This is a genomic window from Deinococcus peraridilitoris DSM 19664, from assembly GCF_000317835.1.
GTDB classification, from domain to species: domain Bacteria; phylum Deinococcota; class Deinococci; order Deinococcales; family Deinococcaceae; genus Deinococcus_A; species Deinococcus_A peraridilitoris.
On sequence record NC_019793.1, the window covers coordinates 2,642,118 to 2,668,402 of the forward strand.

The 26,285-nt window shown below is 64.7% G+C and carries 22 protein-coding genes; 12 read left to right on the top strand and 10 right to left on the bottom strand.

The annotated features are described in order from the left end of the window. The first annotated feature begins 77 nt into the window (after positions 1-77). Positions 78-1,511 (top strand): DEAD/DEAH box helicase, encoded by a 1,434-nt coding sequence (locus tag DEIPE_RS12910; protein WP_015236410.1) that lies wholly within the window; start codon positions 78-80, stop codon positions 1,509-1,511. Between the two features lie 181 nt (positions 1,512-1,692). On the opposite strand, the gene DEIPE_RS12915 is transcribed toward DEIPE_RS12910, so the two are convergent. Next, the gene (locus DEIPE_RS12915) at positions 1,693-1,983 is read right to left on the bottom strand and encodes a hypothetical protein (protein WP_015236411.1); all 291 of its coding nucleotides are present in this window, start codon (positions 1,981-1,983) and stop codon (positions 1,693-1,695) included. A gap of 149 nt (positions 1,984-2,132) precedes the next feature. On the opposite strand from DEIPE_RS12915, the gene DEIPE_RS12920 reads away from it, so the two are divergent. The 6 genes from DEIPE_RS12920 to DEIPE_RS12940 all read left to right on the top strand — a co-directional run bounded on the left by DEIPE_RS12920 (position 2,133) and on the right by DEIPE_RS12940 (position 6,193). Continuing rightward, positions 2,133-3,449: a hemolysin family protein gene (locus DEIPE_RS12920; RefSeq protein WP_015236412.1), complete on the top strand. Its 1,317-nt coding sequence runs from the start codon at positions 2,133-2,135 to the stop codon at positions 3,447-3,449. Next, positions 3,433-3,993: a 2'-5' RNA ligase family protein gene (locus tag DEIPE_RS22345; protein WP_015236413.1), complete on the top strand. Its 561-nt coding sequence runs from the start codon at positions 3,433-3,435 to the stop codon at positions 3,991-3,993. Before DEIPE_RS12920 ends, DEIPE_RS22345 begins: the two co-directional genes overlap by 17 nt. 72 nt (positions 3,994-4,065) lie before the next feature. After that, on the top strand, positions 4,066-4,308 hold the full coding sequence (locus DEIPE_RS24050) for a hypothetical protein (protein ID WP_015236414.1): 243 nt from the start codon (positions 4,066-4,068) through the stop codon (positions 4,306-4,308). Continuing rightward, positions 4,305-4,481: a hypothetical protein gene (locus tag DEIPE_RS12930; RefSeq protein WP_015236415.1), complete on the top strand. Its 177-nt coding sequence runs from the start codon at positions 4,305-4,307 to the stop codon at positions 4,479-4,481. The genes DEIPE_RS24050 and DEIPE_RS12930 overlap by 4 nt, the downstream gene beginning before the upstream one ends. Before the next feature lie 154 nt (positions 4,482-4,635). Further along, positions 4,636-5,346 (top strand): hypothetical protein, encoded by a 711-nt coding sequence (locus DEIPE_RS22350; protein ID WP_015236416.1) that lies wholly within the window; start codon positions 4,636-4,638, stop codon positions 5,344-5,346. 445 nt (positions 5,347-5,791) lie between these two features. Further along, a complete protein-coding gene (locus DEIPE_RS12940) occupies positions 5,792-6,193 on the top strand; it encodes a hypothetical protein (RefSeq protein ID WP_015236417.1) in 402 nt (133 codons plus the stop codon). 72 nt (positions 6,194-6,265) lie between these two features. Here the strand turns inward: DEIPE_RS12940 and DEIPE_RS12945 are convergent, their stop codons facing one another. The 3 genes from DEIPE_RS12945 to DEIPE_RS12950 all read right to left on the bottom strand — a co-directional run bounded on the left by DEIPE_RS12945 (position 6,266) and on the right by DEIPE_RS12950 (position 9,445). Next, positions 6,266-7,120, bottom strand: a complete 855-nt coding sequence (locus tag DEIPE_RS12945) for a M55 family metallopeptidase (protein WP_015236418.1) — start codon at positions 7,118-7,120, stop codon at positions 6,266-6,268. 30 nt (positions 7,121-7,150) lie between these two features. Continuing rightward, positions 7,151-7,315, bottom strand: a complete 165-nt coding sequence (locus DEIPE_RS24055; protein WP_015236419.1) for a hypothetical protein — start codon at positions 7,313-7,315, stop codon at positions 7,151-7,153. A gap of 171 nt (positions 7,316-7,486) precedes the next feature. Beyond that, entirely contained in the window at positions 7,487-9,445 is a 1,959-nt protein-coding gene (locus DEIPE_RS12950; protein ID WP_015236420.1) for a hypothetical protein, read from the bottom strand. Between the two features lie 545 nt (positions 9,446-9,990). Here DEIPE_RS12950 and DEIPE_RS12955 point away from each other — a divergent pair. Then, positions 9,991-11,820: a diguanylate cyclase domain-containing protein gene (locus DEIPE_RS12955; RefSeq protein WP_015236421.1), complete on the top strand. Its 1,830-nt coding sequence runs from the start codon at positions 9,991-9,993 to the stop codon at positions 11,818-11,820. Positions 11,821-11,876: 56 nt separating this feature from the next. Here DEIPE_RS12955 and gcvP read toward each other — a convergent pair whose 3' ends face one another. The 3 genes from gcvP to gcvT form a co-directional block, all read right to left on the bottom strand. Next, a complete protein-coding gene (gcvP, locus tag DEIPE_RS12960; protein ID WP_015236422.1) occupies positions 11,877-14,738 on the bottom strand; it encodes an aminomethyl-transferring glycine dehydrogenase in 2,862 nt (953 codons plus the stop codon). A gap of 81 nt (positions 14,739-14,819) precedes the next feature. Beyond that, a complete protein-coding gene (gene gcvH / locus DEIPE_RS12965; protein ID WP_015236423.1) occupies positions 14,820-15,206 on the bottom strand; it encodes a glycine cleavage system protein GcvH in 387 nt (128 codons plus the stop codon). A gap of 106 nt (positions 15,207-15,312) precedes the next feature. Next, positions 15,313-16,380: a glycine cleavage system aminomethyltransferase GcvT gene (gene gcvT, locus DEIPE_RS12970; RefSeq protein ID WP_015236424.1), complete on the bottom strand. Its 1,068-nt coding sequence runs from the start codon at positions 16,378-16,380 to the stop codon at positions 15,313-15,315. Between the two features lie 118 nt (positions 16,381-16,498). Between gcvT and DEIPE_RS12975 the strand changes: the two genes are divergently transcribed. Beyond that, positions 16,499-18,889, top strand: a complete 2,391-nt coding sequence (locus DEIPE_RS12975; RefSeq protein WP_015236425.1) for a transglycosylase domain-containing protein — start codon at positions 16,499-16,501, stop codon at positions 18,887-18,889. Positions 18,890-19,081: 192 nt separating this feature from the next. On the opposite strand, the gene DEIPE_RS12980 is transcribed toward DEIPE_RS12975, so the two are convergent. Together DEIPE_RS12980 and DEIPE_RS12985 are read right to left on the bottom strand one after the other, a co-directional pair. Then, on the bottom strand, positions 19,082-19,501 hold the full coding sequence (locus DEIPE_RS12980; RefSeq protein WP_015236426.1) for a hypothetical protein: 420 nt from the start codon (positions 19,499-19,501) through the stop codon (positions 19,082-19,084). A 56-nt stretch (positions 19,502-19,557) separates the two neighbouring features. After that, positions 19,558-20,406: a MurR/RpiR family transcriptional regulator gene (locus DEIPE_RS12985; protein ID WP_015236427.1), complete on the bottom strand. Its 849-nt coding sequence runs from the start codon at positions 20,404-20,406 to the stop codon at positions 19,558-19,560. 212 nt (positions 20,407-20,618) lie between these two features. Between DEIPE_RS12985 and nagA the strand changes: the two genes are divergently transcribed. The 3 genes from nagA (at position 20,619) to DEIPE_RS13000 (ending at position 24,011) form a co-directional block, all read left to right on the top strand. Continuing rightward, entirely contained in the window at positions 20,619-21,728 is a 1,110-nt protein-coding gene (gene nagA, locus DEIPE_RS12990) for an N-acetylglucosamine-6-phosphate deacetylase (RefSeq protein WP_157448864.1), read from the top strand. Positions 21,729-21,763: 35 nt separating this feature from the next. Then, on the top strand, positions 21,764-22,807 hold the full coding sequence (locus DEIPE_RS12995) for an SIS domain-containing protein (RefSeq protein WP_015236429.1): 1,044 nt from the start codon (positions 21,764-21,766) through the stop codon (positions 22,805-22,807). 61 nt (positions 22,808-22,868) lie between these two features. Continuing rightward, on the top strand, positions 22,869-24,011 hold the full coding sequence (locus tag DEIPE_RS13000) for a DmpA family aminopeptidase (RefSeq protein ID WP_015236430.1): 1,143 nt from the start codon (positions 22,869-22,871) through the stop codon (positions 24,009-24,011). Positions 24,012-24,031: 20 nt separating this feature from the next. Here the strand turns inward: DEIPE_RS13000 and DEIPE_RS25385 are convergent, their stop codons facing one another. Continuing rightward, a complete protein-coding gene (locus tag DEIPE_RS25385; protein ID WP_015236431.1) occupies positions 24,032-26,242 on the bottom strand; it encodes an HD domain-containing phosphohydrolase in 2,211 nt (736 codons plus the stop codon). Positions 26,243-26,285: the final 43 nt, after the last annotated feature.

Genomic DNA, 26,285 nt, shown 5'->3' on the forward strand with positions numbered 1-26,285 from the left:
CCAGGAGCGCCCGCTCACCGGCCTGAGCGGCGCTTCGTTGCTGGTCCGTTCAAGGGCGGCGCCTGGAAAGGCCACACATGACCACTACTTTTGCAGACGCGTTCAGCGCGCTCGACTTACATGCCAGCCTGCAGCGCGCGGTTGGCGAACTTGGATACGCCAAGCCCACACCCATTCAGGCGCTGGCCCTGCCGCCGGCCTTGCAGGGCCGTGACGTGCTGGGTGCCGCGCAGACGGGCAGCGGCAAAACGGCCGCGTTCCTGCTGCCGATTCTACAGCGCCTGCAGGGCCTGCCGCGCGGCAAAACGCGCGCGCTGGTCCTGGCGCCCACCCGGGAGCTCGCCGCGCAGATCGAAGAAAGCGCCCTGGCACTCGCAAAATTCACGGATGTGCGCGTAGCGAGCGTCTTCGGCGGTGTCAGCATGAAGCCTCAGGAAAAGGCGTTTCGTGGTGGCACCGACCTGATCATCGCGACGCCCGGGCGCCTGCTCGACCATTTCCAGCACCCTTACGCCCGCCTGGAGGCGTTGGAAGTGCTGGTGCTCGACGAGGCCGACCGGATGCTCGACATGGGCTTTCTGCCCGACATCCGCCGGGTGCTGCGTCACCTGCCGGCGCGGCGGCAGACACTCTTCTTCTCGGCGACCATGCCTGCCCCGATTCTGCAGCTGAGCCGTGAACTGCTGCGTGACCCGGTGATGGTGGGAGCCGAGCGCAAGGCGGCCCCCGCTCAGGGAGTCACCCAGTCAATCTATCCGGTGCCCGAAGAGCTCAAGACCGACCTGCTGCTGGAGCTTTTGCGCCAGCCCAGCATGGAAAGCGCGATTGTCTTCACCCGCACCAAACACCGCGCCAACCGCCTCGCCGAAAAACTGATCAAGGCCGGGGTCAAAGCCGAGCGTATTCACGGCAACCGTTCCCAGGCAGCGCGCACCGAGGCGCTGGCGGGCTTCAAGTCCGGCAAGTACCGGGTGCTGGTCGCCACTGACATCGCCGCGCGAGGCATCGACGTCGAAGCGCTCGGGCACGTGGTGAATTTCGACGTGCCGGAAATCCCCGAGGACTATATCCACCGGGTGGGCCGCACTGCGCGCGCCGAGATGACCGGTGAGGCCCTGACGTTTGTAGCGCCCCAGGAAGAGGGCGACCTCAAGGCCATCGAGCGTGCAGTGGGTCGCAAGCTCGACCGGGTGACTCTGCCGGATTTCGATTACCGCGCGCGGCCCAGCGAGCGGTTCGAGGTGCCCATCGGTGAGCGCATTGCCGAAATCCGCGCCCGCAAGTCCGAAGAGCGCGCCCGCGCCAAGGCCAAGGCCGAACGCAAAGCGGCCCAGGATCCCCAGCCCGGCGGACGCGGCCCGGCCGGTTCAGGCGCGGGCCGTGCGGCGACACCTTCCCGGTCATCGGCGAGCGGTCCGGCGTCTGCTGCCCAACCGGCCCGCGAAGGCGGCCGGACGGGCCCTTCGCGTCCCTCGCGGGGTCGTGGCCGGGGTGGTTCACGCTCCAGCTGAGCGGCCGAGGCAGTCAGTGGGTGGACAGGTGTCCACCCACTGCTTTTTGCTTCGGGAGAACCGTGGAGGCTCACGGCAAGAGGGCTTGATTTCAGGCGCTCCGTCTGCTGCTGATACGGAGTCCGCTGCGTGGCACCCGCACCGAAGCGGAGGGGCTGCCACGCAGCATCCGGAGTCGGTATTACAGGCAGGTGCCGCCTCGCCAGGTCAGGTCACCCTGCACCCGGATGCTGCGCGAACCGATCAGGTCATTATCCACGTTGATCTCGTGGATACCGCTGGTCACCGGGAAGCTGCGCAGCCCACCACCGGGCACCGTCCCGACGTTCTGGCCATCGATGAACACCGTGGCAGTCGTGAAGCAGCGCGAGTTGTCGACCGTCACGTTGTACGGTCGGGGCTGGATGGCCAGGGTGCACGAGGGCAGCAGGAGTGCCAGCATGCCCAGTAACGTCAAATTCGAATAACGCATGGTCTTCCTCCAACGCCCATTGTGCCGAGCCTGCTGGGCGGTCTTGTATCGTGCGGCTGACCTGACGTTCATGTTGCCCCACGTTCGGGCTTTCTTGAGCTGTGGGCATACCTGGACAGCAGCAGCACCGGTGCCCGTACACTACCCCTGTGAACTCACCCGTTCTCGAGCTGGCTTTGGTTCTGGCGCTGTTGCTGATCAGCGGGCTGTTGTCGGCCAGTGAACTGGCTGTGACCTCGGCCCGCCGGTCGCGCCTGGAAACCCTGGCAGACCAGGGCAAGCGCGCGGCGGCAATCGCCCTGGCGCTTTCCCAGCAACCGGGCGCTCTGCTGGTGACCGTTCGCCTGGGCGTCACGCTGCTCACCATTGTGAACGCCATCTTTGCCGCTCAGCACTTCACGCGCTATCTCACGCCCGCGTTGGAAGGCCGGTTTGGCCTGGCTGCCCCCACGGTCGGGTCGGTTGTGGTCGTGCTGGTGTTGCTGCTGCTCTCGCTGGTGATCGCCGAACTGGCGCCCAAGCGCCTTGCCTTGCGTGACCCCGAGATGCTGGCGCTGCGCGTCGCGCCCCTCATGCACCTGCTGTTGGTCCTCACCCGGCCGCTGGTGTGGGCGCTCGACCGCACGACCACGGGCCTGCTGTCGCTGCTGGGTGTGAAGGGCGAGCGTCAGGACGTGGTGACCGAGGAGGACGTGCGCGCGATGGTGGAACAGGCCACCGAAAGCGGTTCGCTGGAAGCCGAGGAAAGCGAACTGATCGAGCGGGTGCTGCGTTTCACCGACCGCCGGGTGCGCGACGTGATGACGCCGCGCGTGGAGCTGGTGCTGCTCGACGTGGCGCGGCCCGTTCCCGAGGTGCTCGCCGATTCATTGCGGCTCGGCCACACCCGTTACCCGGTCTACCAGGGCAATGCCGAGGAAGTGATCGGTTTGGTGCGCCGGGACGACCTGCTGGCCGTGGCCCTCGATTCCCAGTTGCCGCTTCGGGAAGTGGTGCGCTCACCGCTGTTCGTGCCGGAGGGAGCCTGGGCCAACGACGTGCTGGCCCAGCTGCACCGGCGCACGCAGTACGAGGCACTGGTGGTCGATGAATACGGTGACCTGGTGGGCATGGTCACGGCAAACGACCTGATTTCCGAACTGATCGGGGTCTTCGGCGACGAAGCGGAGGAGGCGGGCATGCTGGTGCGCCGTGGCGACGGCTCGTATCTGGTGGACGCCAGCATCGCCATGCACGACCTGCGCGAGGTGCTGAACCTGCCGAAGAGCGAGGACGAGGAATTTACCACCTTGGCCGGGTACGTGCTGTCACACTCGGGCAGCATTCCCAATGTCGGCGAGCGCCTGGAAGTAGAAGGCTGGACCCTGGAGGTGGTGGATCTGGACGGGCGCCGCATTGACCGGGTGCTGATCGAACTGCCCCCGGGTTTCGTTCCGCAGGGCGAGTGGCATGACGCTTCGTCCTGAGGGTCCGCGCCGATTTCTGGCCCTGCGGCCGCCCGCCGATTTGAGTGAGCGGATCGTAAAGTGGCAACAATCGCTCGGGCATCACATCACCATGCCGCACGTGACCGTCAAAGCGCCGAACAATTTGGACAGTGACCTCGCTTGGCAAGAGCGGGTCGCGGCGCTTTGCGCGCTCAGACCGGCGTTCTCGGTGAACGTGCAGGGAGTGGACACCTTCGGTGATCGGGTGATTTTTCTCTCCGTGCAGGGAGAGGGTGTGCACCGGTTACACGAAGCCTTGCTGGAAGCCCTCGGGAAAGCGCCCCACGGTGCTTTCGAGGGCGCGTCCTTTGCGCCACATCTCTCACTGGTGCTGGGATGGAAGGCGCTCCACGTGTCCTTCCACGAAGCGCTGCATTCGGCCCGTGCGACATTCGCGCAAGAAAGCTCGTTTCAGGCCGAGTCTGTCTGGCAGTTCGTCAAATTTGTGCCCGGTCAGTCTTACGAAATAGAGCGGAATTTCCCACTGGCAGGTCCTGCTTCGCTTCCCACATGCGACAGATGATCTCGAGGGCAGATTTTGGGTACCATTCTTATCTTCATCACGATTTTCTCAGGAATGACTACACTTTGAGTAATGAGTAACAATTCAAACATCCAAAAGAGGGCTGTTGTCTCCCCGTCGGCCCGCCGGGTGGCGTTGTTGGCACTCTGTCTACTGGCACCGGTGGCCACCTCCGCTGCAGCACAGACGACCCCAGCGGTGTCAGATACCAAGAGTACGGCCAAACTGGCCGCCAGCGTCAAGACCGTCTTCGACGATGGCACCATTGTGCTGAAAATCGGCAGCAGCCCTTTCCGGTGCGGCTGGACGGGGTGACGCTCCTGCCCGGTGCGACCGGCGCCATTCGCAAGGGCCTGCCCGAAGGACTGCGGGTGGTGATACAGGTAGTCAAAAAAGGACCTCCGGCCATGGTCGTGGTCTGGCGCAACAACCAAAAGTTTCAGGACGGTCTGGTCAAGCAGGGCGTGGCCCGGGTGGTCAGTCCCTGAGCACTCCGGGTTCGGGCATCTTTGCTGAGCGCCTCCCTGGGCGTGCGGCGTTGTCCGCAATCCGCTTTGGAAAACAGGGAACATGCCCGCGTCCCCGAGGAACCCGTACCTGAAGGCCGGCCAGGACGCCTGGCCTGTAGAATGAGAGTCCTTCATGACCTCGACGGCAACCGCGATCGGCGAAATCATCCGTGGTGCTGCGGAAATCGAGCACCTGCTGGTCACGCACCGACAGGCGAGCGGCAAGGGCCTGCACGAGAAAGCCAGTACGGCGCAACCGCCCCTGGCAGATGACACCCTTAAAAAGATTCGTTTCATCGCCTCCGTGCGCAACAAAAGCGCTCACGACCCGCAGTACGTTCCTGACGACCTGCCCGGTTACCTGCGCGCCGTGCAGGAAGTGCGCCTGGCCCTGGAACCACCGCAACCGGTCGAGGCGCCCGAGAACCAGAAGCCGGCCAGGTTGAAGATGAGACCCGAGGCGGCTGCGAGACGCAGTTCGTCCCCGGAGCGCCCGGCGTCGGGCGACCGGCCAGAAGCGTCTGGGCCGACGCTGCACAGACGCCCCGCCCCAGTCCACCCGGCCAGGGTGCGCTCGGCCGCGCGGGCACGGCAGCCTGCGCGCCACGCGTCGCTGGTACTGCTGATCTTTCCCTTGACCGTCCTGGCGGCGCTGTGGTTCGGGGTGAACGTGGCTGGAGCCACCAGCAGCCTGTGGACCGGTGTGGCGGCGGGAATGACGGCGCTGGCAGGATTTTTTGTGCTGTACGCGGTTGCCCCCGGAATCGCGCTGCTGTCAGGCGGCCTGGCGGGTGGATGGGTTGCGTGGCGGGCCTGGGCGCTGCTGAGCGCCCTGCTGACCTGATACGACCTCACCTTTGCCTTCGCGGAATTCCATCTTGGCAGGGTACCCGGGTAAAACCCGACTGTCTTGGCTGGAGCGAGCGCCTTGCCGCCCCGTTCGCATTCAAGCGTTTCTTGGGAAACGCCTGAATGCGAACGAGCATGGGAAGTGCCAGGCCCGGAAAAACGCGCCGGGTCTCTTGGTGGGTCATCATCGCGGAGCGCGGCCAGCGAGATTTACCAGTTGAACCTTCGTGCGATGTGGTGGCTGATATTCCCGACCTCAGGGCAACTGTCGCGAGCTGCCTCGGGAGGCAATTTCATGAATAAGAGAATGAGTGGAAATTAAACTGGTCTTTAGATAAGCTGTCTGTACAGAACCATGCCAAGGCAACAGCGCTGTTCAGCAGGCAGATCCTGATGTGCTACGTCCCCTACTCTTCAAGAATTCAACGTCGAGGCGCCTTGTGATTTTTGGAAGTTTTGCCGAACAACCCGTCGAACAGGTGATTGGCGCGATTGCGAGGCGCAGCGGGCGCCTGCAGGTCTGGCAGACTGCATCTCACTGCACCGATCACTTCGAACTGCAGCTCGAACAGGGCTGCCTGCGGTCGCTCGTCGTCAACGGCCTTCCCGTGCACGAAGAGCACCATGCCCGCAGTGTCATCCTTGAGCTCTTCGCGTCTCGGACAGGCATTTTTCAGTTCTGCCTCGCACCGGCCAAAGCCTCCGAAAGCGCCTACCGCCTGCCCATCGGCACGCTGGTGCCGGGCGTCAACGTCGAGCCCCGTCCCCGGTCGGCCCCGAGCATTGGTCAGCGGCTGCGCCAAGCCCTGCGCCGCCTGCCCCCGCTGCGTCAGGCGGCCTGAGCGCAACCCCGCCGCCGCAGTGAGCGTGGCTGCGGCGTTGAAGTGGAACCGCGCGTTCCGTGCTTGCCCCGGTCAGGTGTGCAGATTGATCTCGGCCACCTTGCACAGCAGGCGAAAGCTCTGAAACAGGTGCAGCGCGTCGGGTGAATCGTAGGCGACCGTGACGTTGTCCACCCGCGTAACGTTGGGTACGCGCTCGCACTGATCGGCGCGTGCCTGATGATCGAAAGCCAGTTCCACGCGTGCTGGAAAGGAAGTGCGGTAAGGCGCAGGGGAGAGGTGGGTGCCCCGGATGGCCTGTTCGGCCCCCTTCTCGATCAGCTGCTGCGCCCGCGCCGGGTGAAGGTGAATGGCGCTGAAGTGTGACAGGCCGCGCTTGACGCTCACGCCGACCACGTTTTCGCCCAGCTCCGCCTGAATCTGCGCGATGGCCTGGTCATCGCCCGAAGCGAACACCACCGGCACCCCATAATGCCCGGCCACCAGCGCGTTCAGGCCGTATTCGCCCGTCGAGCGTCCGTTGACGCGCACATCACGGACGAACCCATTCCAGGTATGCGCCAGCGGAGCACGCGGTGTGCCCGCACGGGCATGGTAGCCCACGAACAGCAGCGCGCCTACGCCTGCCTCGTCGACTCCCTGAACCATGCTGAGCGGCTTGTCGTTGCCGCTTACGAACTGCACGCCCTCGTGAAGTTCTTCTGGAAGCAGGTTGCGCATACCGTCGTGCGAGTCGTTCACCAGGACGTCACTCGCGCCACCCGCGAACGCTCCCCGGGCTGCTGCGTTCACCTCGCGCGTCAGGCGCAGACGGGCACGCGCGTATTCGCTTTCCGATACCAGCCCGCCAAACTCCGGCGGTGAGACGTGCACCCAACTGCTCACGCCGCACACGCCCTCCATGTCCGCACTGATCACGACTTTCACGCGGCCAGCCTACACCACATGCCGCGCTTCTCACCTCACCTGTGCGGCGGGGAGGTTGTCCGGAGCGTCGTGTTCCGCGTTCTCCGTGCAGTGTTCGTCGTGCAGGCGGCGCAGGTGTTCTTGCAAGATGCGCACCTGTTCCCGGTTTCCCTGGTGGTGTTCGAGTCCCAGGGTGCGTTCGGCGAAGTCGGTCATATCTGCATCATGACAATCCGAACAGCGTTTTCAGGGCGCATCTGCCCGGCGCATGAAGAAAGCCTCAATCATCGGTCGGCTTGGCGCCGCTGGCGAGGCGACACCGGAGCGTGACGGGGAGGCCGATGGTCCGGCCTCCCCGTCATGACGACACCGGGTTGTGACGCCAGATCAGGGTATTGGATAGCCGGAAAGGTAGACCGGCTGGCCGATTCTGGACGTGTCCGCCGCGCTTCCCACACCGTTTACCACGTGGTCGATCGTACCGGCGCTCAAATTCACCGTCATGATGTGGTGAAGCTTGACGCCCGGCGTTCGGGGAACCTCGAAGCCGTTTGTGGTGTGAATCGAGGGGTTGTTCTGGTTGAAGACGTAGACGCCCCCACCGTAGAGGTTGTGTGTCTTGACGTGGTCAGCGACCTTGTAGCCGGCCCAGCCGAGAACGCCGTCGTGCTGCCACTCTTCCTGGGTGGGCGGATCGTAGGGCAATTCGTTCTGGTAGAGGATCGTTGTACCATTTTCACCGTTCCAGACAGTGTTGTACTCCTGGAAGTGCTCGACGAACAGTCCGGTGGCCGTGACAGAATTACCGTTGATTACCACACCGTTGCGCCCGATGTTGGTGAACCAGCGGTCGGTGTCGCCATTCACGCCCCGGGTAAAGCCCTCGACACCGTGGTCGGCACGCCAGACCCAGGTGTGGTCGATCAGGACGTGATCGCTGTTGACCTCCAGGCTGATGTCCGCTTTGCCGATGTGCGGTCCGCCCACGCGGAAGTACACGTCACTCAGCGTCGTCGGGTTGGCCGGATCGACGTGTGGACGGCCGTTGTTGCCGTTTTTGGTGCCGACCTGCAGCAGCACCGGCGACAGGGTTGTGCCCGCATCGATGGTGACCCCGGCGATGATGACGCCGGGAACGTCGGCAATTTTCAGCGGCGTCGTGCCACCCACCGCAGTGAGCGTGGCGTGGCCGAGCCCGAGCACGACCGTGCCCGGACGCTTGACCGAGATGCTCTGCGCAACATCGTAGACGCCAGGGGTCAGCAGCAGGTTTTTGCCGCGGGCCAACTCCCGGTTGATGACCTGCACCGAGTCCGAGGGCCGCGCGATGAAGAACTCGCTGAGAGCGATGGTCTGGCCCGGCGTCATTCCGTTGACCCACGAGGTACCGCGGGTGTTGCGGTGCGCCGAGGGTACGCGAACCTGATACTCGCCCTGTGAATCGACGAACAAGAAAGGTTTTTCGCGGCTGATCGGGGTGGTCTGCAGCGTCGTGTAGGGCGGGTCGGGAAAGGACGCGTCGCTTGGTGCTCCCTCGACTCCGGCAAACACCTGATTCCACACGGCGTTGGACCAGCCGCCGATGCTGCTGTTGCGCGTGAACCATTGCTGTTGTGAGCCGTTGATGATGAACTGGGTCTTGCTGTCGGCCAGAAATCCACCACTGGCGAACTGCGGCCCGGCGGTGCAGTAGTCCATGAGTGACAGGTTGCCGCCCTCGACGCCCACGCGGCGCACGGATACGGCCTGCGACACGGCCCAGAAATTCGCCGAGGCTCGGCAGCCGTCCTGACCCGCACCGTTGACCTTGATGGTCAGATTCGACAGCGTGCGCCAGAAGTTGACGAGCGCGATGCAGTTGCTCGTGCCGTTGTCCCCGAGGCAGCGGTTGTATACCTCGACTTTGCCGTTGATCACCACGTCCGAGGGTGAGGCGCCGAGACCGGAGATCTCGGTGTAGTAGCCGACCTTGATCTGCAGCGGCTGAGCGTCGGTGCCGTACGTGCCGGGTTTGAAGTAGTAGGCGTAGCGCTCGGTGCCCATCTCGTTGTTGACCTGTTTGGCGTAGGTCGCGTCGAGAATCGATTGAATCTGGCTGACAGGCATGCTGGGATCGAAAACGGTGACATTTGGTCCCAGGTCGCGGACGCTGCCGGCACGCGCTGCCGTGGTGCTGAGCCTGGCATCCGGAGCGGAGACGTTCGTGGCTGCCTGCTGTCCGCAAGCACCCAGCAGGACCGTCAGTCCTGCCAGCAGGAACAGGGCCTGGCGCGAAACGCTGCGTCTCTCGTCACCACTTGTATGAACGGGCTGCTGTTTTCTGTACTGCCTGCCATTGCATCCCATTTTTTACTCCTCCTTGTTGAGCGTCGATAGCGTGTGTTTGAAGCGTTCAAGCAACAGGAAAGACATGCCTCCTTTCACGTCGTGGTGAGAGACTTTGATGTACCCGGCTTTATGTAAGCGTTTACATTTTTAGCGTTGTGAAGACACGAGAGGAGCGACAACAAAAAACGATCTGTGACAAGTACCCTCCCATCTAAAACCGTGAGAATGAGAAAAGCATGAGATGTATTTTGGCCCTTTCCTCCACTGCAGAGCCACGCTGCAGTGGAGGAAACTCAACGTTGGTCAGGGTCCGCTGCAAGTGGTCAGAGCCGTCATCAGGCATGGGAAGTCATGGCGTGGCAGGACTGGCTCAAGAACCTCGGGGTGTTTTGAAAGGCTGACCCGGATTCGGACGATCTGCCACCTGTGGAAGCGGCACGAATTGTGCACCAGAGATCCGGTCAATTCCGTTGGAGCGCGCCCACTCCAGAAAGACTCTGTAAGGAAAATGTGTGAAAGTCTTCATAAAATAAAGCTGCAGTGGGACTGTGCTGCACGAATCTATGACTGACCAGAGCCTTGACAACGCTGACTCCGCCCGGCCCAACCCAGGCGCCATGCAGCTTGACCTGTGGCTTCGTAGGGCCGAGGAGCTCCGAAACAGCGATGCCCACCAGGCGCTCGCACTGGGCGAACAGGCGCGCGAAGAGGCCACTCGTCTCGGTGACGTCAGCCGACTGGCCCGCAGCCTGCTCAACTGTGGACGCACCCGCTGGACGCTGGGCGATTACGGCACTGCCCGGCACAACTTGCATGAAGCACTGGCCATCACCGAAGAGCACCCTGACGCCGAAACCCAGATTCGCTGCCTCATGAACCTCGGGCTTGTCGACATGGACCAGGGCCATTACGTGCCCGCTTCTGCCCACTTTCTCAGGGCTTTACGACTGAGCCGTCAGGCCGCGCTGCCCATTCGCGAAGCGGGCTGCCTGAACAACCTTGGTGGCGTTCACGAGTATCTGGGTGATTATTCGCAGGCCACCGAGTACTACCTCCAGGCCTTACAGGTCTTTGAGCAGCACGATGACCCCCTGGACCGCATCATCGTTCGTGTCAACCTGGGAACCACGTGTCAGCAACTGCGACGCACAAGTCAGGCGCTGGAGTACTACCGCCAGGCCTGGCAACTGGCCTTGGCCAGCAATAACAAGCGCTACCAGGGCATGGCAGCACTCTACCAGGGGGAGTGCTACCGTGAACTGCAACAGCCTGAGCAGGCGCTCGATTCCCTTGAGCAGGCCCTGCAGTTGCTGCGTGACACCGGCTACCGCAAGGGGGAAGCGCAGGCGCTCAGCGCTCTCGGAGACTGGTACCTCAGTCAGGAAGCCAGCCGGGCTGCCTTCTCGCATTACACCCACGCACTTGAACTGGCGGGCACCCTTGAAGACCAGCAGCTCACGGTCAGTGTCTTGATTCGTTCGGCCAGCGCCCTGCTGCACGCTGGAGAGGCCGACTCTGCGCTCCACGCCCTGCGGCGCGCCCTGTCGCTGGCCGAGAAGCTCAGTTTGACGGCCGAGAGCAGTGAAGCGCACGAGCGCCTGTCGCGGTACTGGGAACTCAGAGAAGATTATTTTCAGGCACTCGCGCACTACAAAGCCTTTCATGCGTGTCAGCAGCAACTGTTCAACGACGCTCAGGACAAACGCACGCAAACCCTGCTGATTCAGCACGAAGTCGAGCAGATTCGCCAGAGTGCCGAAGAGCAGCGCTCGCTGGCCGAGCAGCTGCAGGAAGCCCATCAGGAACTCAACCGGGCCTTTGAGCACAACCAGCAGCTGCTGGAGCAGGCCAGTTTTCATGCGCACCACGATGTCCTGACGGGCCTGCCCAACCGATTGCATTTTGACCAGCTGCTGCAGCAGGCCATCGCGCAGGCAGCCCGGCAGAACGAAATGTTCGCCGTGATGCTGCTTGACCTCGACGGCTTTAAAGGGGTCAACGATTCGCTGGGCCACCAGGCAGGCGATGAGCTGATCGCTCAGGTGGCCCAACGCTTCCGGTCGTGCCTCCAGCGTGACGACGTCGTCGCGCGCTTCGGAGGAGACGAGTTCACGGCCATCGTGCATTGCCTGTCGTCACCGCACGACGCGCAGCGTATCGCCGAGCGTCTGCTTGCTGTTCTGCAAGCTCCCTTTTTCATTCACGGTGAACACGTGCTGGTCGGCGTGTCCATTGGCGTAAGCCTCTTCCCGCGTGACGGTCAGGACATCACAACCCTGACGGCGCGCGCGGACAGCGCCATGTACCAGATCAAACGCAGCCACAAGGGAGCCGTGCAAATCTACAGCGCAGATCAGGTCATACCAGAAAGCTGTACCCCACGCACGCCGTGAAGCTGCCGTATGAAACGAAGCGGACCCTCGACCGAGGGTCCGCTTCGTTTTGTGGCTTACTGACTGAACTCGAAGTCGGCGTACTCCTCCACAGGCGGGCAGGAGCAGAAGAAGTTACGGTCGCCGTACACGTTGTCCACCCGATTCACGGTCGGCCAGTACTTCGCACCTCTCGTGTGCCTTGTGGGGAACACGGCTTGCTCGCGCGAGTACGCCCGCTGCCATTCGGCGTCCACCAGGTCGTCCATGGTGTGTGGCGCGTGGCGCAGCGCCGTCTCCTCGGCCTTGATGAGGCCGTCCTCGACTTCGCGGATCTCCCGGCGAATCTGCACCATCGCCTCGATAAAGCGGTCGAGTTCTTCCTTGGGTTCGCTTTCGGTGGGTTCGATCATCAGGGTGCCGGGCACGGGGAAGCTCATGGTGGGCGCGTGGAAGCCGTAGTCCATGAGCCGCTTGGCGATGTCTTCCTCGGTGATGCCCGTCGCGGCCTTCAGGGGTCTCACATCGATGATGCACTCGTGCGCGACGCGGCCGTTCATGCCCTTGTACAGCACGCTGTAGTGCCCTTCCAGCTTCTTGGCGATGTAGTTCGCGTTCAAGACCGCGACCTGCGTGGCGATCTTCAGGCCCTCGCTGCCCAGCATCTTGATGTACAGGTACGAAATGGGCAGGATGGCGCCGCTGCCGTACGGGGCCGCACTGACGGCGCCCGTGGAGCTTTCGCTGACCGGGCGCACGGCGTGGTTGGGCAGGTACGGTGCGAGGTGTGCCTTCACGCCAATAGGGCCCATGCCGGGGCCGCCGCCGCCGTGCGGAATGGCAAAGGTCTTGTGGAGGTTCAGGTGGCTGACGTCGCTGCCGATCAGTCCGGGCTTGCTCAGGCCGACTTGTGCGTTCATGTTGGCGCCGTCCATGTAGACCTGCCCGCCATGCTGGTGAATCAGGTCGCAGACTTCCTTCACGTGCTCCTCGTACACCCCGTGCGTGGAGGGGTACGTGATCATCAGGGCGCCCAAGTTGGCGCTGTGCTGCTCGGCCTTTTCGCGCAGATCGGCGAGGTCGATGTTGCCGTTCTCGTCGGTTTTCGTCACCACGACCTGCATGCCCATCATGGCGGCGCTCGCGGGGTTGGTGCCGTGCGCGCTGGAGGGAATCAGGCAGACGTTACGGTGCCCTTCACCGCGCGCCTCATGGTACTTGCGGATCACCAGCAGGCCCGCGTACTCGCCCTGCGCGCCGCTGTTGGGCTGCATGCTCACGGCGTCGTAGCCGGTGATGTCAGCCAGCCAGGCTTCGAGCTCACCGATCATCTCGGCGTAACCTTCAGTCTGGTCCTGGGGAGCGAAGGGATGAATGTGCGCGAACTCCGGCCACGTCACGGGCGCCATCTCGCTGCTGGCGTTGAGTTTCATGGTGCACGACCCCAGCGGGATCATCCCGTGCACGAGACTGTAGTCCTTGTTTTCCAGCAGCTTCAGATAACGCAGCATGGCGCTTTCACTGTGATGGGTGTTGAACACCGGGTGCGTCAGGTAGCTGCTGGTGCGCGTCAGGGCGGCAGGAATGCCGCTCGGGGCAGTGTCGTTCAGGGCCGACACGTCCACGTGCTCACCCGTGATGACTTCCACAAGGTCCGAGACGTCTTGCAGGGTCGTCGTCTCGTCGAGCGAGACACTGACGGTATCGATTTCAAAGCGCAGATTGATGCCCTTGGAGAGCGCCCGCGTTCGCACGGCGCCCGTCGAGGAGGTCTGGAAGCTGAGGGTATCGAAAAACGCTTCCTGCGGCTGAATCCCGGCGTTCGTCAGCGCCCGGTGCAGGATGCCCGTGAGGCGCGAGACCCGCTCGCCGATGGTCCTCAGGCCCTCGGGGCCGTGATAAACGGCGTACGCGGCGGCCATGTTGGCCAGCAGCGCCTGCGCGGTGCAGATGTTGCTGGTCGCCTTCTCGCGGCGGATGTGCTGCTCGCGGGTTTGCATCGCCATGCGCAGGGCACGCCGTCCACGGCTGTCCTTGCTGACCCCGATCACGCGCCCCGGCATCGAGCGCTTGAATTCGTCCTTGCAGGCAAAAAAGGCCGCATGCGGACCGCCGAAGCCCATCGGCACCCCGAAGCGCTGCGAATTGCCGACCACGATGTCCGCGCCCAGTTCACCGGGAGGGGTCAGCACGGTCAGCGCGAGCAGGTCGGTCGCGACAATGGCGAGCGCTCCGGCGGCGTGCACCTTTTCGGTGAAGGGCGCAAGGTCGCGCACGTGCCCGTAGGTGCCGGGGTACTGCACCAGCGCCGCGAAGCACTCGGGCAATTCCCCTTCAGCGTCGCCCACCACGACCTCGTAGCCGAAGTACTCGGCGCGGGTGCGAATGACGTCAAGGGTCTGCGGATGCACGTCGGAGGCGACGAAAAAGGTGTTGCTCCTGCTCTTGCCCGACCGTTTGGCGAGGGTCATGGCCTCCGCGGCGGCGGTGGCCTCGTCGAGCAGGCTGGCGTTGGCGACTTCCATGCCGGTGAGGTCCATCACGACCTGCTGGAAGTTGAGCAGCATCTCCAGCCGACCCTGCGAAATTTCAGCCTGATAGGGAGTGTAGGCGGTGTACCAGCCGGGGTTTTCGAGCAGGTTGCGCAAAATCACGCCGGGCGTGAGGGTGCCGTAGTAGCCGGTGCCGATAAAGCTGCGGTAAAGCTTGTTCTTCTGCGCGGCGGTTTTCAGTTCGGCGAGCGCCTGCGCTTCGCTGACGCCCGGGCCGATTTTTAAGTCACCCTTGAAGCGGATGCTCTCGGGCAGGGTCGTTTCGACCAGTTCGTCGAGACTCTCCAGGCCCAGCTCGGCCAGCATCGACTGCTGTTCGCGCTCGGTCGGTCCGAGGTGACGCCCGGTGAAGGCATTAAAATCGAGAAGTTCGTTGAGGGGCTTCATGGAATGTCCTCCAGGGCTCTGAGCAGTCGGCCATCAGCAGTCAGCAGAACGGCTGATGGCCGACGACCGGGCACTGAATCCTTACTGTGCGATGGCTTCGTACTCGCTGGCGTCCAGGACCTGACCGACTTCCGAAACGGTCATGCGGAAAAGCCAGCCGCGCTCGTAGGGATTCTCGTTGACACGCTCGGGACTGCCGGCCAGCTCACTGTTCACTTCGGTGATGATGCCGCTTGCGGGCGCATAGATGTCGCTGGCCGTCTTGACGCTCTCGACCACCGCGACGGCTTCACCGGCACGTACCTCGCGGCCAACTTCGGGGAGCTCCACGTACACCACATCACCCAGCTGGTCCTGCGCGAAATCGGTGATGCCGACGGTGGCCACCGTGTTTCCAGAAGAGTCCGGGCCGTCAACTTTGATCCACTCGTGGCTTTTGAGGTATTTCAGGTCGCTGGGAATGTTCATCAAGCAGATTCTCCTACGGATGAGATGGGTCGGGCATGGAGCGTTTCAAGTCTAGAGGGTGGAAACGGGGTCTAAAGTGCGCGCGCCCCGGTTGTGCCAGGGTGCATTACTTCTGCAAAAACGGCAGGTCGGCGAGACGCGCCGGGTGATCTTTGCCGCGAATCTCGATGGCGAGGTCACCACCGGTGAGCCGGCTGGCGTCGATGAGGGCCATGGCGATGGGCTCCTTGAGGGTAGGGCTCATGCTGCCGCTTGTGACCCGCCCAATGACCTCGCCGCCGCTCTTGACGGCGTAGCCTTCACGAGCGATGACCTTATCGAGTTTCAGGCCGACCAGCTTCTGCTGCGGCGCTTCACCCAGAATGCGGTCGCGGCCGTGAAAGTCCTTGGTGTCTTTCACGACCCAGGTGTAGTGACTGCTGAGAGGGTGAATGTCGTCGCCAAATTCGTGACCGTACAGGGGAAAGCCGGCCTCGAGCCGCAGGGTGTCACGCGCGCCGAGACCGGCCGGCGTGAAGCCGATGGCCAGCAGCTTGTCCCATACGACCTCGGCCCTGTCGCTGTCCACAAAGATCTCGAAGCCGTCCTCGCCGGTGTAGCCCGTGCGGGCCAGCATCACCGGAAAGCCGAACAGCTTGGTGTGGAAGACGCTGTTTTTCTTTCTGGCGTTCAGGTCGGTATCGACGTGGGCCTGCAGCAGTTCGGCGGTCTTGGGGCCCTGCACGGCCAGCAGGCCCCAGGCGTCCGATTCGTCGTTGAGGGTCACGTCATGGTGCTGCGCGAGTTGCTGCAGGTGTGCGAAGTCCTTGTCGACATTGCTGGCGTTCACGACGATCAGGTACTCTTCTTCGTCCAGGCGGTAGATGTAGATGTCATCGACCAGGCCGCCGCGCTCGTTGGGCAGCAGGTTGTACTGCGCGCGCCCCACCTTGAGCTTGCTCACGTCGTTGGTGGTGGCGTATTGCAGAAAATCCAGCGCGCCCGGCCCGCTCACGCGGAATTCGCCCATGTGTGACACGTCGAAGACCCCGGCGCTTTCGCGCACGGCCTGATGCTCGCTCATCACACCCGCGTATTGAACCGGCATGTCCCAGCCGCCGAAGGGCACCATGCGCGCACCGGCGCGACCGTGCGCTTCGTGAAGCGGTGTTTTTTTCAGGTTTTCTTGACTCACGGGCCTCAGTCTAACAATTGTTAGGCAGGGGAGATGTACCCTCCCGCAGACTCATGGTCGCTCATCAAGCTTGCGCGGCCCGTCAGGAATGGAAGGCTAGACTGAGCGGGTGCGTGTCATGACCGGTGTTGTCGCTTCGGGATTTGTCGCCCTGCTGGCCTTTCTGGGCGGGCTCTTCGCCTGGGGCCGCGATCTGCCCAGCGTGTCGGACCTTGACGTGCTGGAATTCTCCGGGCAAAGCCGCGTCTTCGACCGGGACGGTCAGCTGGTCGGCACCCTCGCACCGTCGCTCTCCAACGGTGCGCGCGTGAACCGCACGTTGCTGAAGCTCGATCAGGTGAGCCCTTTTCTGCGCGACGCGGTGGTGACAAGCGAGGACCGGCGGTTTTTCAATCACCACGGCATCGATTTTCTGGGCATCGCGCGTGGTCTGTGGCGCGGTTTGCGGGGTGATCTGGAAGGCGGCTCCACCCTGACGCAGCAGCTGGTAAAAAACACCCTGCTGGCCGATCTGGAAGGTGCGCGCACGCCCGAACGCAAATTCAAGGAAGCGATTCTGGCGGTCCAGGTCGACCGCAACTTCAGCAAAGACGAGATTCTCGGCGCCTACCTGAACGTCATCTACTGGGGATCGGGTGGCCGGACCGACATCATCGGCGCGGCCACGGCCTCGCGTTCTTACCTGCAAAAAGACGCCCGTAACCTCAACCTGGCCGAGAGCGTTTATCTCGCCACGCTGATTCCCTCGCCGGGCCGGTATTTCAATTACCCGGGTTACCGTTCCCTGATGCGCAGCCTGCTCGAGCGCATGGTGGAGGACGGCCGTGTCAGTCGCGCTCAGGCCGACGCGGCCTGGCGTTTCCCGCTGCAACCGGCCGGCTGGCGGGTCCGGTACGACGCACAGGGCAACATCGTTTCGGCCACCCTGGTCGACAAGAGCGCCAAGAACCGCAACACACCCGTGCCCCCCGGCCGCGCGCACCTGCATTTCCTGCAGGCCGTCGAGCGGGAGCTGATTCGGCTGTATGGACGCAAAGCGGTGTACTCGGGCACGGGCCTCAAGGTCTACACCACCATGGACCTGCAGGCCCAGACGGCAGCCGAGCGGGCGTCGCGTGACGCCCGTCTGCCCGAGGGGGCTACGCTGGGCATGGCCTTCGTGGAGCCGGGCACCGGCGAGGTGCTGGCCCTGGTGGGGCAGAAGCTTGAGGGTTTCGTGGCGGGAGAGTGGAACAACGCGACGCAGGCCAGGCGGCAGGTGGGCAGCGCCATCAAGCCGCTGCTTTACACCCTGGCCCTCGAGAAAGGCGGTCAGCAGTACGATACGGTGCTCGACGCGCCCATCAGCGGTGATTATCAACCCAGGAATTACAGTGGCCGCTATCTCGGTACGCCCGTGACGCTGCGCTATGCCCTTAACCACAGTCTGAATCTGCCCACCGTACGGCTGGCCCAGGAGGTCGGCGTGCGCAACCTGGAACGCAAACTGAGCGATCTGGGACTGTCGGTGCCGACGGACGCCGGGTTGTCGCTGGCCATCGGCACCCTGGAAGCCAGCCCGCTGCAGCTCGCGAGCGCTTACGCCACCTTCGCGAACGGGGGCGAATGGCACGAACCGCGCGTGTTGCGCCGCGTCGTTGCGCCGGACGGCCGGGCGCTACCGCTGCCCACTTACGCTTCACGGCGGGTATGGGACGCGCAGACAGCCTTCCTGGGCCTCGACATGCTGCGCGGCGTGGTCAACGATTTGGGTCGTGGGCAGGGCGGCTTGGCCTGGCGGGCGCGCATTCCCGGCTGGGACGTGGGCGGCAAGACCGGTACCACCAACGACGTCAAGGACCTGTGGTTCGCGGGCGTGACGCCGGGTGTGGCGGGCGCAGTGTGGGTGGGCAGGCAGGAAGGGGGCGCGATGCCGGAGAACGCTTACAGCGGCGACATTGCCGCGCCGGTCTGGCAACAGGCCGTCGCCGGCGCCCTCGCGGGCCGCACGCCGCAGGCCTTCGGCGCGCCCGAGGGTGTGGCTTTTCAGTTCGTGCGGGGCGTGCGCATGGCTGTCAAAGAAGACAGCCCCGGTCTCAGCGCGGGTGTGCGGCGTTTCTTTGAGCGTTCACCCGCGCCCCGGCCGCAAAGGGAGCGCCCCCAGGAAGCTCCCGCGCCCACGCTCGAAGAGGCGCCACTGCCAGAAGCTGCGCCCACCGAGATCCCTCCTACCCCGGACGAACCCTCCGGGCTGCCGCAACCCGAGGATCTGCAACCCACCATGCCCGAGCCTTCGGCGCCCGAAGTTCCCACTCCCAGTGAGCCCATCCCGAGTGAACCGGTGCCGGCCGAACAGCCCCCGCTTCCCGGAGAGGACTTTCCGACGGACACCGTACCCGTACCCCAGGATTTGCAGCCGCTGCCCGAACCGGTGCCACCGGTGCCGGATACCTCGCTCGTGCCGGAAGGTCAGCAATACCTGCCCCCAGAGGAGCCGCAAAGCGTCGGGGCAGTCGACAATACCTACTAAAACGGTGGTCAGTGTCACGGCCCTCTGCTGACCAGAGATCCTGATCGAGTGGGGCAACCGAGCCGGCACCCACGCGGACGGAAGTGGCTTGATGGAACGCGTTTTCCTGTCAATGAAACAGACCGACGCTCTCAAGAATCATTGGCGTCGCATCACCGGGTTCCACTCGGCCGCCAAAAAGAGGCAGGTCGCTCAGCGCGAAATGAGGTCGATCACGTCGGGGGCACGCACGCGAAAGTCCAGACGCTGCCCGGGCGTGACGTAAGCCTGCGCGCCCTGACCTTTGGGTGTACCCGACAGGACCAACTTGGCGGACGCGTCCTGAGTGACGCGCAGGGGAACATTCCAGTGCGCGCCGGCTTCGAGTGTTTCGCGTGATTCGCATTGTTCACCGAGACAGACGCGCAAACCGTGGAGCGCTTCGCTGCTGGCGTTCACGACCCGCAGTGCTGGACGGGGCGCCAGCAGAAAAGCCAGCGCCAGCAGACACAGAAAGCCCAGCGTGCCCAGCCGGCGCCGACGCGGCGAGACACTCCGGCCGCGCATCAGGGCGTCAAGCAGGCCCGGGCGTTCCGCTGGTGTATCCGGCGTGGAAGAAGTGGGAGGAACCATCACCCCCTACTTTGTCACGCTTTGTCGCGCGCGGCTCGCGGGTACGGCAGGTCATCTCAGTAACTTTTGTCCACCACCGCGGCCGCCGTGTCATGAATGGCTTGTCGGGCGTCTGGCAGACGCAGCGTCAGTCCCAGAAAGAGCGCTTCGAGGACGAGCAGCTGCCCGATTTTGCTGGCAATCGCGCCTCCGTCCAGTGGATCTTCGGGGCTGGCCGTGTAGAGGGCGCAGTCAGCGTGGCGGGTGATGGGGCTTTTGGCGCGGTGGGTCAGTGCCACCGTGAACAGGCCGCGTTCCTGGGCGACCCGCAGCACCTGTACGGTGTCGACGGTACTGCCCGAGCGGCTGATGCCCAGCGCGACCGAACCTGGCGGAAGGGTGGCAGCGTACATGGTGGCCAGATGCGGATCGAGTGTGGCGTTCACGTTCAGTCCAAGGCGCAACAGCTTGTAGGCGAAGTCGAGGGCGGTCACGCCGCTGGCCCCCTGACCACAGATCAGCACCCGGGGGGCTGCCGCCAGCGCGTCCAGGGCAGCTTGCAGATCTGCCTCGCCCAGGACCTTGCGGGTTTCGCGGATCGCCGTGTCGGCGTGCTGCGCGGCACGTGCGATCAGTCCCCGCGAGGAGGCGCCCACCGCCTCGCTCGCGGCGGGAGCGGCAAGGTCGGCAGCCAGCGCCAGCTTGAAATCCTGAAAGCCCCGAAACCCCAGATCCCGCGTGAGGCGAATCACGGTGGCTTCACCGGCACTGCTCGCTTCGGCTACTTCGGTGACCGTCTGATACAGCACCTTCTGCGGGGAGGCCAGCACGTAGGACGCCGTACGCCGTTGCGCAGGCGTGAGCAACTCGAGCTGTGCCCGCAGTCGGCTGAGCGCTCCGGCCGGTCCGTAGGGTTCACGTGTCACGGCGCAGGGGAGACGCAGCGAAGCTGGCCCGATGGCGTCAAGTCTGTGGTGGCAAGTCGTTGTGGCACCTGAACTCCTTCCAGAATGTCCTGAAAAAATACTCCAGATTTGACAGGACTTTTGGAGTCACATTACGCTGGCGTTGAAAGTGGTGTCAACGCCACTTCGGAGAGTGGCATGATTGCACGCAACGCACATTGTCATCAGGAGCGGTGGCCGTGAAGATCGGCGGACAGATTTTGACGCCCAGGGGCCTGCTGTCCGGACAGGTGACCTTTGAGGGCGGCCGCATCCAGCATGTCGTGCCCGGCCCGGCGGTCGACCGTTTCGTTCTGCCGGGCTTCATCGATTCGCACGTGCACGGCGGTGGGGGAGGTGACACCATGGACGGCCCCGCAGGGGTAAGGACCCTGGCGCAGTTCCACGCGCAGCACGGCACCACGACCCTGCTCCCCACCACCATGACCGCCCCCTGGCCCGAGGTCATGAACGCTTTGCGGGGGGTTGCCGAAGTGCGCGCCTTTGGGGTTCCGGGCGGCGCGGACATCCCGGGTGCCCACCTCGAAGGACCCTTCATCAGCCCCCGAAGGTTGGGGGCTCAACCTCCCCACGCGCTGCTTCCCCAATCGCAGCGGATCGGTGACGTACTCGCCCTGGAAGTGGTACGGGTCGTGACGCTGGCGCCCGAACTGGAGGGCGCGCCCAAGGCCGCCGAGGCCTTCGCGGGTATGAACGTGCGCGTCAGTCTGGGGCACACGGCGGGCCGCTGCGAGGACGCCCAGCAGCTCATGCAGCGTGTGCGCGCCTTGGGCGGCGTGGTGGGCGGCACCCACCTCTTCAACGCCATGGGCGGTCTGGCTGGCCGCGAACCGGGTGTGGTGGGCGCGCTGCTCGCCTCGGCACACGCTTACGCCGAGCTGATCCTCGATTTGCACCATGTCCACGAAACCTCCTTTCGGGCGGCGCTCGCGGCGCTGGGCAACCGGTTGACGCTCGTGACCGACGCCATCCGCGCGGCCGGGCTGGGTGACGGCATCAGCGAGCTGGGTGGTCAGGAAGTGCAGGTGAGGAATGGCCGGGCGCAACTGAGCGACGGCACCCTGGCGGGCAGCGTCCTGACCCTGGACGTGGCCCTGCGCAACGCCCTGTCCCTGGGGTTGAGCCTGGAGGAGACTTCGGCGCTGCTGTCGGCCAATCCCGCCCGGTACCTGGGCCTGAGCGACCGGGGACGCATCGAAAGCGGCTGCCGCGCCGACCTGGTGGTGCTGGACACCGATTATGCCGTTCAGGAAGTATGGATCAAAGGCTCCCGGGTGGCTTGACCCGCCCGGAAAACGCACGAAAGGAAACATCAACCATGCCCACCACGAACCCCTTGATGCTGCAGGAAACCCGCGAGGCGCCCCAGGTCGTTGAGCGCCTGCTGCGCGAAAACGCCCCGCTCGTTCAGGACCTCATCCGTGAAGTGCGGTCCCGTGATCCCCTGCACGTCGTGACCGTGGCGCGTGGCAGCAGCGATCACGCCTGCACGGTGCTCAAGTACGCCATCGAGGCGTCCCTGGGGTTGAGCGTCGGCAGCGCGGCGCCCAGCGTACACACCCTCTACGGCCGCTCATTGCGCCTGGAACGCGCGCTGGTGCTGGCGGTGTCGCAGTCGGGGGCGTCACCCGACGTGGTGGAGAGCGTCACGCGCGCCCGCGCGTGCGGCGCCCTGACCGTCGCGTTTGTCAATCAGGAGGACTCCGATCTGGCGCGCGCTGCCGAGTTCGTGCTGCCGTTGCGTGCCGGCACCGAGCAGGCGGTCGCGGCCACCAAAAGCTACCTCGCCAGCCTCGCCGCCGGACTGCAACTCGTGGCTGCCCTGGCAGACGACCGAACGCTTTCGGGCGCGCTGGAGGTCTTGCCCGATACCCTCGCGGCGACGCTGCTGCTCGAAGACGTGGCAAGTGAGCGGGCCGAGCGCTACCGCTACGCCGAAACCATGGTGGTTCTCGGCCGGGGCGCGCACTTCGGGGTGGCGCTGGAGAGCGCACTCAAGCTCAAGGAAACCAGTGGTCTGATGGCCGAAGCCTACAGTGCCGCCGAGTTTCTGCACGGTCCCGTGCGGGTCGTCGAGGCCGGTTTTCCCATTCTGGCCTTGCAGGCGCGTGACGAAACCGCCGCTTCGACCGCCGACGCTTACCGTGCGCTGAGTGAAAAAGCCGTGGAACTGCTGCTGGTGGGTGCCGAAGCACCGCTTCCTGCGCCGCTGCGCCTGATCACGCCTGCCAGCGGGCACGGCTGGACGGACACGCTGCCGTCTGCGCTGAGCGTGTACCTGCTGGCCGGACACCTGGCCCTCGCGCGTGGACTTGACCCCGACGCACCGCCCAGCCTGCGCAAAGTCACCCTGACCCGCTGAGCACTGTCCTTGTCTTTCGAACATTCACGTCTTTCGAACATTCAGGCAGGAGGGGAAGAGAATGGGACGACTGCGCGATCTGGGGATAGGTGTGGGGCTGGGGGAAAGCGGACCGTGGAACGCCATCACCGATGTGGCGGGCGTGCGGGTCGGGCACACCACCCTGATCGAGGGAGAAGGAGCGCTGCGCGTCGGACACGGACCCGTGCACACCGGGGTGACGGTGCTGCATCCGCGTGCCGGCCTGGCGCGTGACGAGCCGCTGTTCGCCGGCTTTCACCGCCTGAACGGCAACGGGGAGATGACGGGCGTGCAGTGGATCGAGGAAGCCGGACTGCTCGCTTCCCCGATTGCCCTGACGAACACCCACTCGGTGGGCGTAGTGCGCGACGCGCTGATCGCCCTCGAACTGCGCGACCGCCGCGATGACGGCGTGTACTGGAGCATGCCGGTGGTCAGCGAAACCTACGACGGCCTGCTCAGCGACATCGGTGGCTTTCACGTCCGCGAGGAGCACGTCACGCGGGCCTACGACGAAGCCCGCAGCGGGCCGGTTGCCGAAGGAGCGGTCGGAGGCGGCACCGGCATGATCTGCCACGAATTCAAGGGTGGGATCGGCACGGCCTCACGCGTGCTGGCGCCCTCCCAGGGTGGTTTTACGGTCGGGGCTCTGGTGCAGGCCAACCACGGTCGCCGTGAGCGATTGTGCGTTGACGGCTACCCGGTCGGCCGTTTCCTGTCGCGCGCTGCCGTGCCCAGTCCGTTCGACCGGACCGGCAATGGCGCGCCCATCCCTCCGGGCACCGGAAGCGTCGTCGTGGTGCTGGCCACCGACGCGCCCCTCCTGCCCGGGCAGTGCACGCGGCTGGCACAGCGTGCTTCCATCGGGCTCGCGCGAACCGGAGGCGGCACCGAGGATTCGTCAGGCGACCTGTTCATCGCCTTTGCCACGGGCAACGCCGGCCTTCCACGTGCGGATTATTCACTGGCGGGACCGCTCACAAGCGAGGTCCGGATGCTCGGGAACCACCACCTGTCGGCGCTGTTTGTCGCGGCCGCCGACGCCGTCGAGGAAGCGATCATCAATGCGCTGCTTTCGGCCACCACGATTACGGGCGCGAACGGTGTGACCGCACACGGACTCAGGCTTGACCAACTCGAAAGCGCGCTCCGTCAAGCCGGGCATCCGCAGTTTCAGGCGTAGCAGTGCGGACGTCGCGCCGCTCAGTCGGCAGCGCCCGGCGCAGCAGGCGTGTGCTCTCGGTCCGCGAACAGACTGCCGAACACCTGAACGATACGAGGATCGAAGTGCCGCCCTGCCTGCTGTGCGATTTCCGCCATGGCCTCTGCGTGCGGCCAGGCCGCTTTGTACGGACGGATGCTGGTGAGGGCGTCATAGACGTCGCAGACCGCGAAGAGCCGGGCCAGCAGGGGAATGTGCTCGCCGCCCAGCCCGGCGGGATAGCCGCTGGCGTCCCAGCGCTCGTGATGATGGCGGATGACGTCCAGGGCACCATGAGGCAGACTGGGCATGTTGCGCGCCAGGGTGTAGCCGTGCTCGGCGTGTCCCTGCATGATCTGCCACTCGTGGTCGCCAAGCTTGCCGGGCTTGAGCAAAATGGCGTCCGGAAGCACCATCTTGCCGAGGTCGTGCAGGTAGGCGCCTTGCCGCAGAGCGTCCAGGGCCTCGTAGTCCAGCCCGAAGGCCTGCCCAAGCCTCATGGCAAGCGCCGCAACCCGGCGGGTGTGACCGTGGGTCTCGAAATCGCGCGCTTCGAGGGCGAGACCCAGCGACAGCAGCGCGCCCTCGCGGGTGGATTCCACTTCCTGCACGTGCTGTGCGCGCTCGTAGCTCACGCCGATCGAGCGCGCGGCCGTTTCAAGCAGGGCGCGCTCGTCGGCACTCCAGGGGCGCGCCTCACCACGCCTGTAGGCGGCCATGACCTCACGGTTGCCCTGCTTGAAGGGCAGCGGCAGGAGTGCCACACCGCGCACGCCCAGCTCGTGCAGTTCGGGGCGCTCGGTGCATTCCAGGTACATGTTGTGTCCCTGGGTGGCCTGCCAGGCCCGGCCGGCATTCTCGCCGAGGCCGCGTTTCATCTGGACCTGCACGGCCGGGGGAACATCACCATAAAAGGCACCGGGCGTGATCCAGTCACCGTCGACCTGCCAGAACACCAGATAACCGATGTCCACGGTCGCTGACAGCACCTGCAGCGCACGGGACGCCACGTCATGGGTGGTGCGCGCGTTTTCGAGAGCCAACGAAAGCTGGCTGAGTGCCTCGAACCGCGCGATGCTGGCTTGCAGCTCTGAAGCGCGCGCGACCAATGCTCCCAGGGCGTGGGTCCGCCCGAGCGCCTGTGATCCCAGGCCGGCGATGGCGCGTGCCAGACGCAGCTCCTGCATGCCAAGGCGCCGGGGGTGCCAGTCGCCGCATACCAGGGCGCCGAGCGGAACACCTTGGGCGCTGTGCAGCGGAACGGCCAGCACCACGTCATGCAGCACTCCGCCGGGCTTGTATACCCGGGGGTCGGTCCGGGCGTCGTTGGTGTACAGCACCTCGTTTTGCTCCAGAGCCGTCCACATCAGTCCCTGACCGCGGGGAACGCACAGCTCTCCTGCGGGCCGGACCACGTCCGGAATGACCGAAGCGCGCAGAACGTCGCTTGCCGGGTCAAAGCGGTAAAACAGCGCGTCACGCGTGTTCAGCAATTCGCGGGCCTGCAAGGTCAGGATGCGCTCGACTTCTTCGGGCGCGCTCGCCGAGTGCAGCGCCGAGCCGATCTCTGCCAGCCGTTCCAGTTCGCGCGCTCGCTCGCGCTCCTGGGTGCGCCGGTTACGGGCGGCCAGCAGGGCGGCCACGAGATGTCCGAATTCCTGCGCGACCTGCAAGTCCCTGGCGTCAAAACTGTCTTCCCGCTCAAAGCTGTCGAGGTTGAGGTGCGCGACCACCTCGCTGCCCAGCACCACGGGCAGGCACAGCGACGCGCGCAGCTGCCGGGCGCGTCCGGCTGTTTCGTAGGCTCGGGAGTTGTCTCTTTCACCGTCCCTGGCGTGAACGCCGAGCGAATGCCGAACGAGCGCCTCACCGCGCATCACGCGTGGCTGGCCTTCCTGCCAGCCTTTCAGGTCCTGGCCATACCACTCCAGCATGACCGCTTCGGGCTCCACGACGCTCAGCAGGGCGGGCATGAAGCCCCGCTGGGCGCGGAACAGGAACACGCTGCCTTCACGCACGGCAATCGACCCGGCCTGCGCGCCTTCCACCGAGGCAATTGCGGCGTCAAGCAGGGCCTGCCAGTCTGCGCTGCGCATCTCGTCATCACGTCCCAGCCAATTGAGCGCCGAGCGCACGGCCGGCCAGGTCAAAGTCAGTGCATCGCCCGTGGGTGACGTGCTGCCTGGATTGGGTGTCTCAGAGAACGGGTTCATGGGACGGTTTCGGAGTCACTTCGCCCCAGGCTAGGCGAGGTGT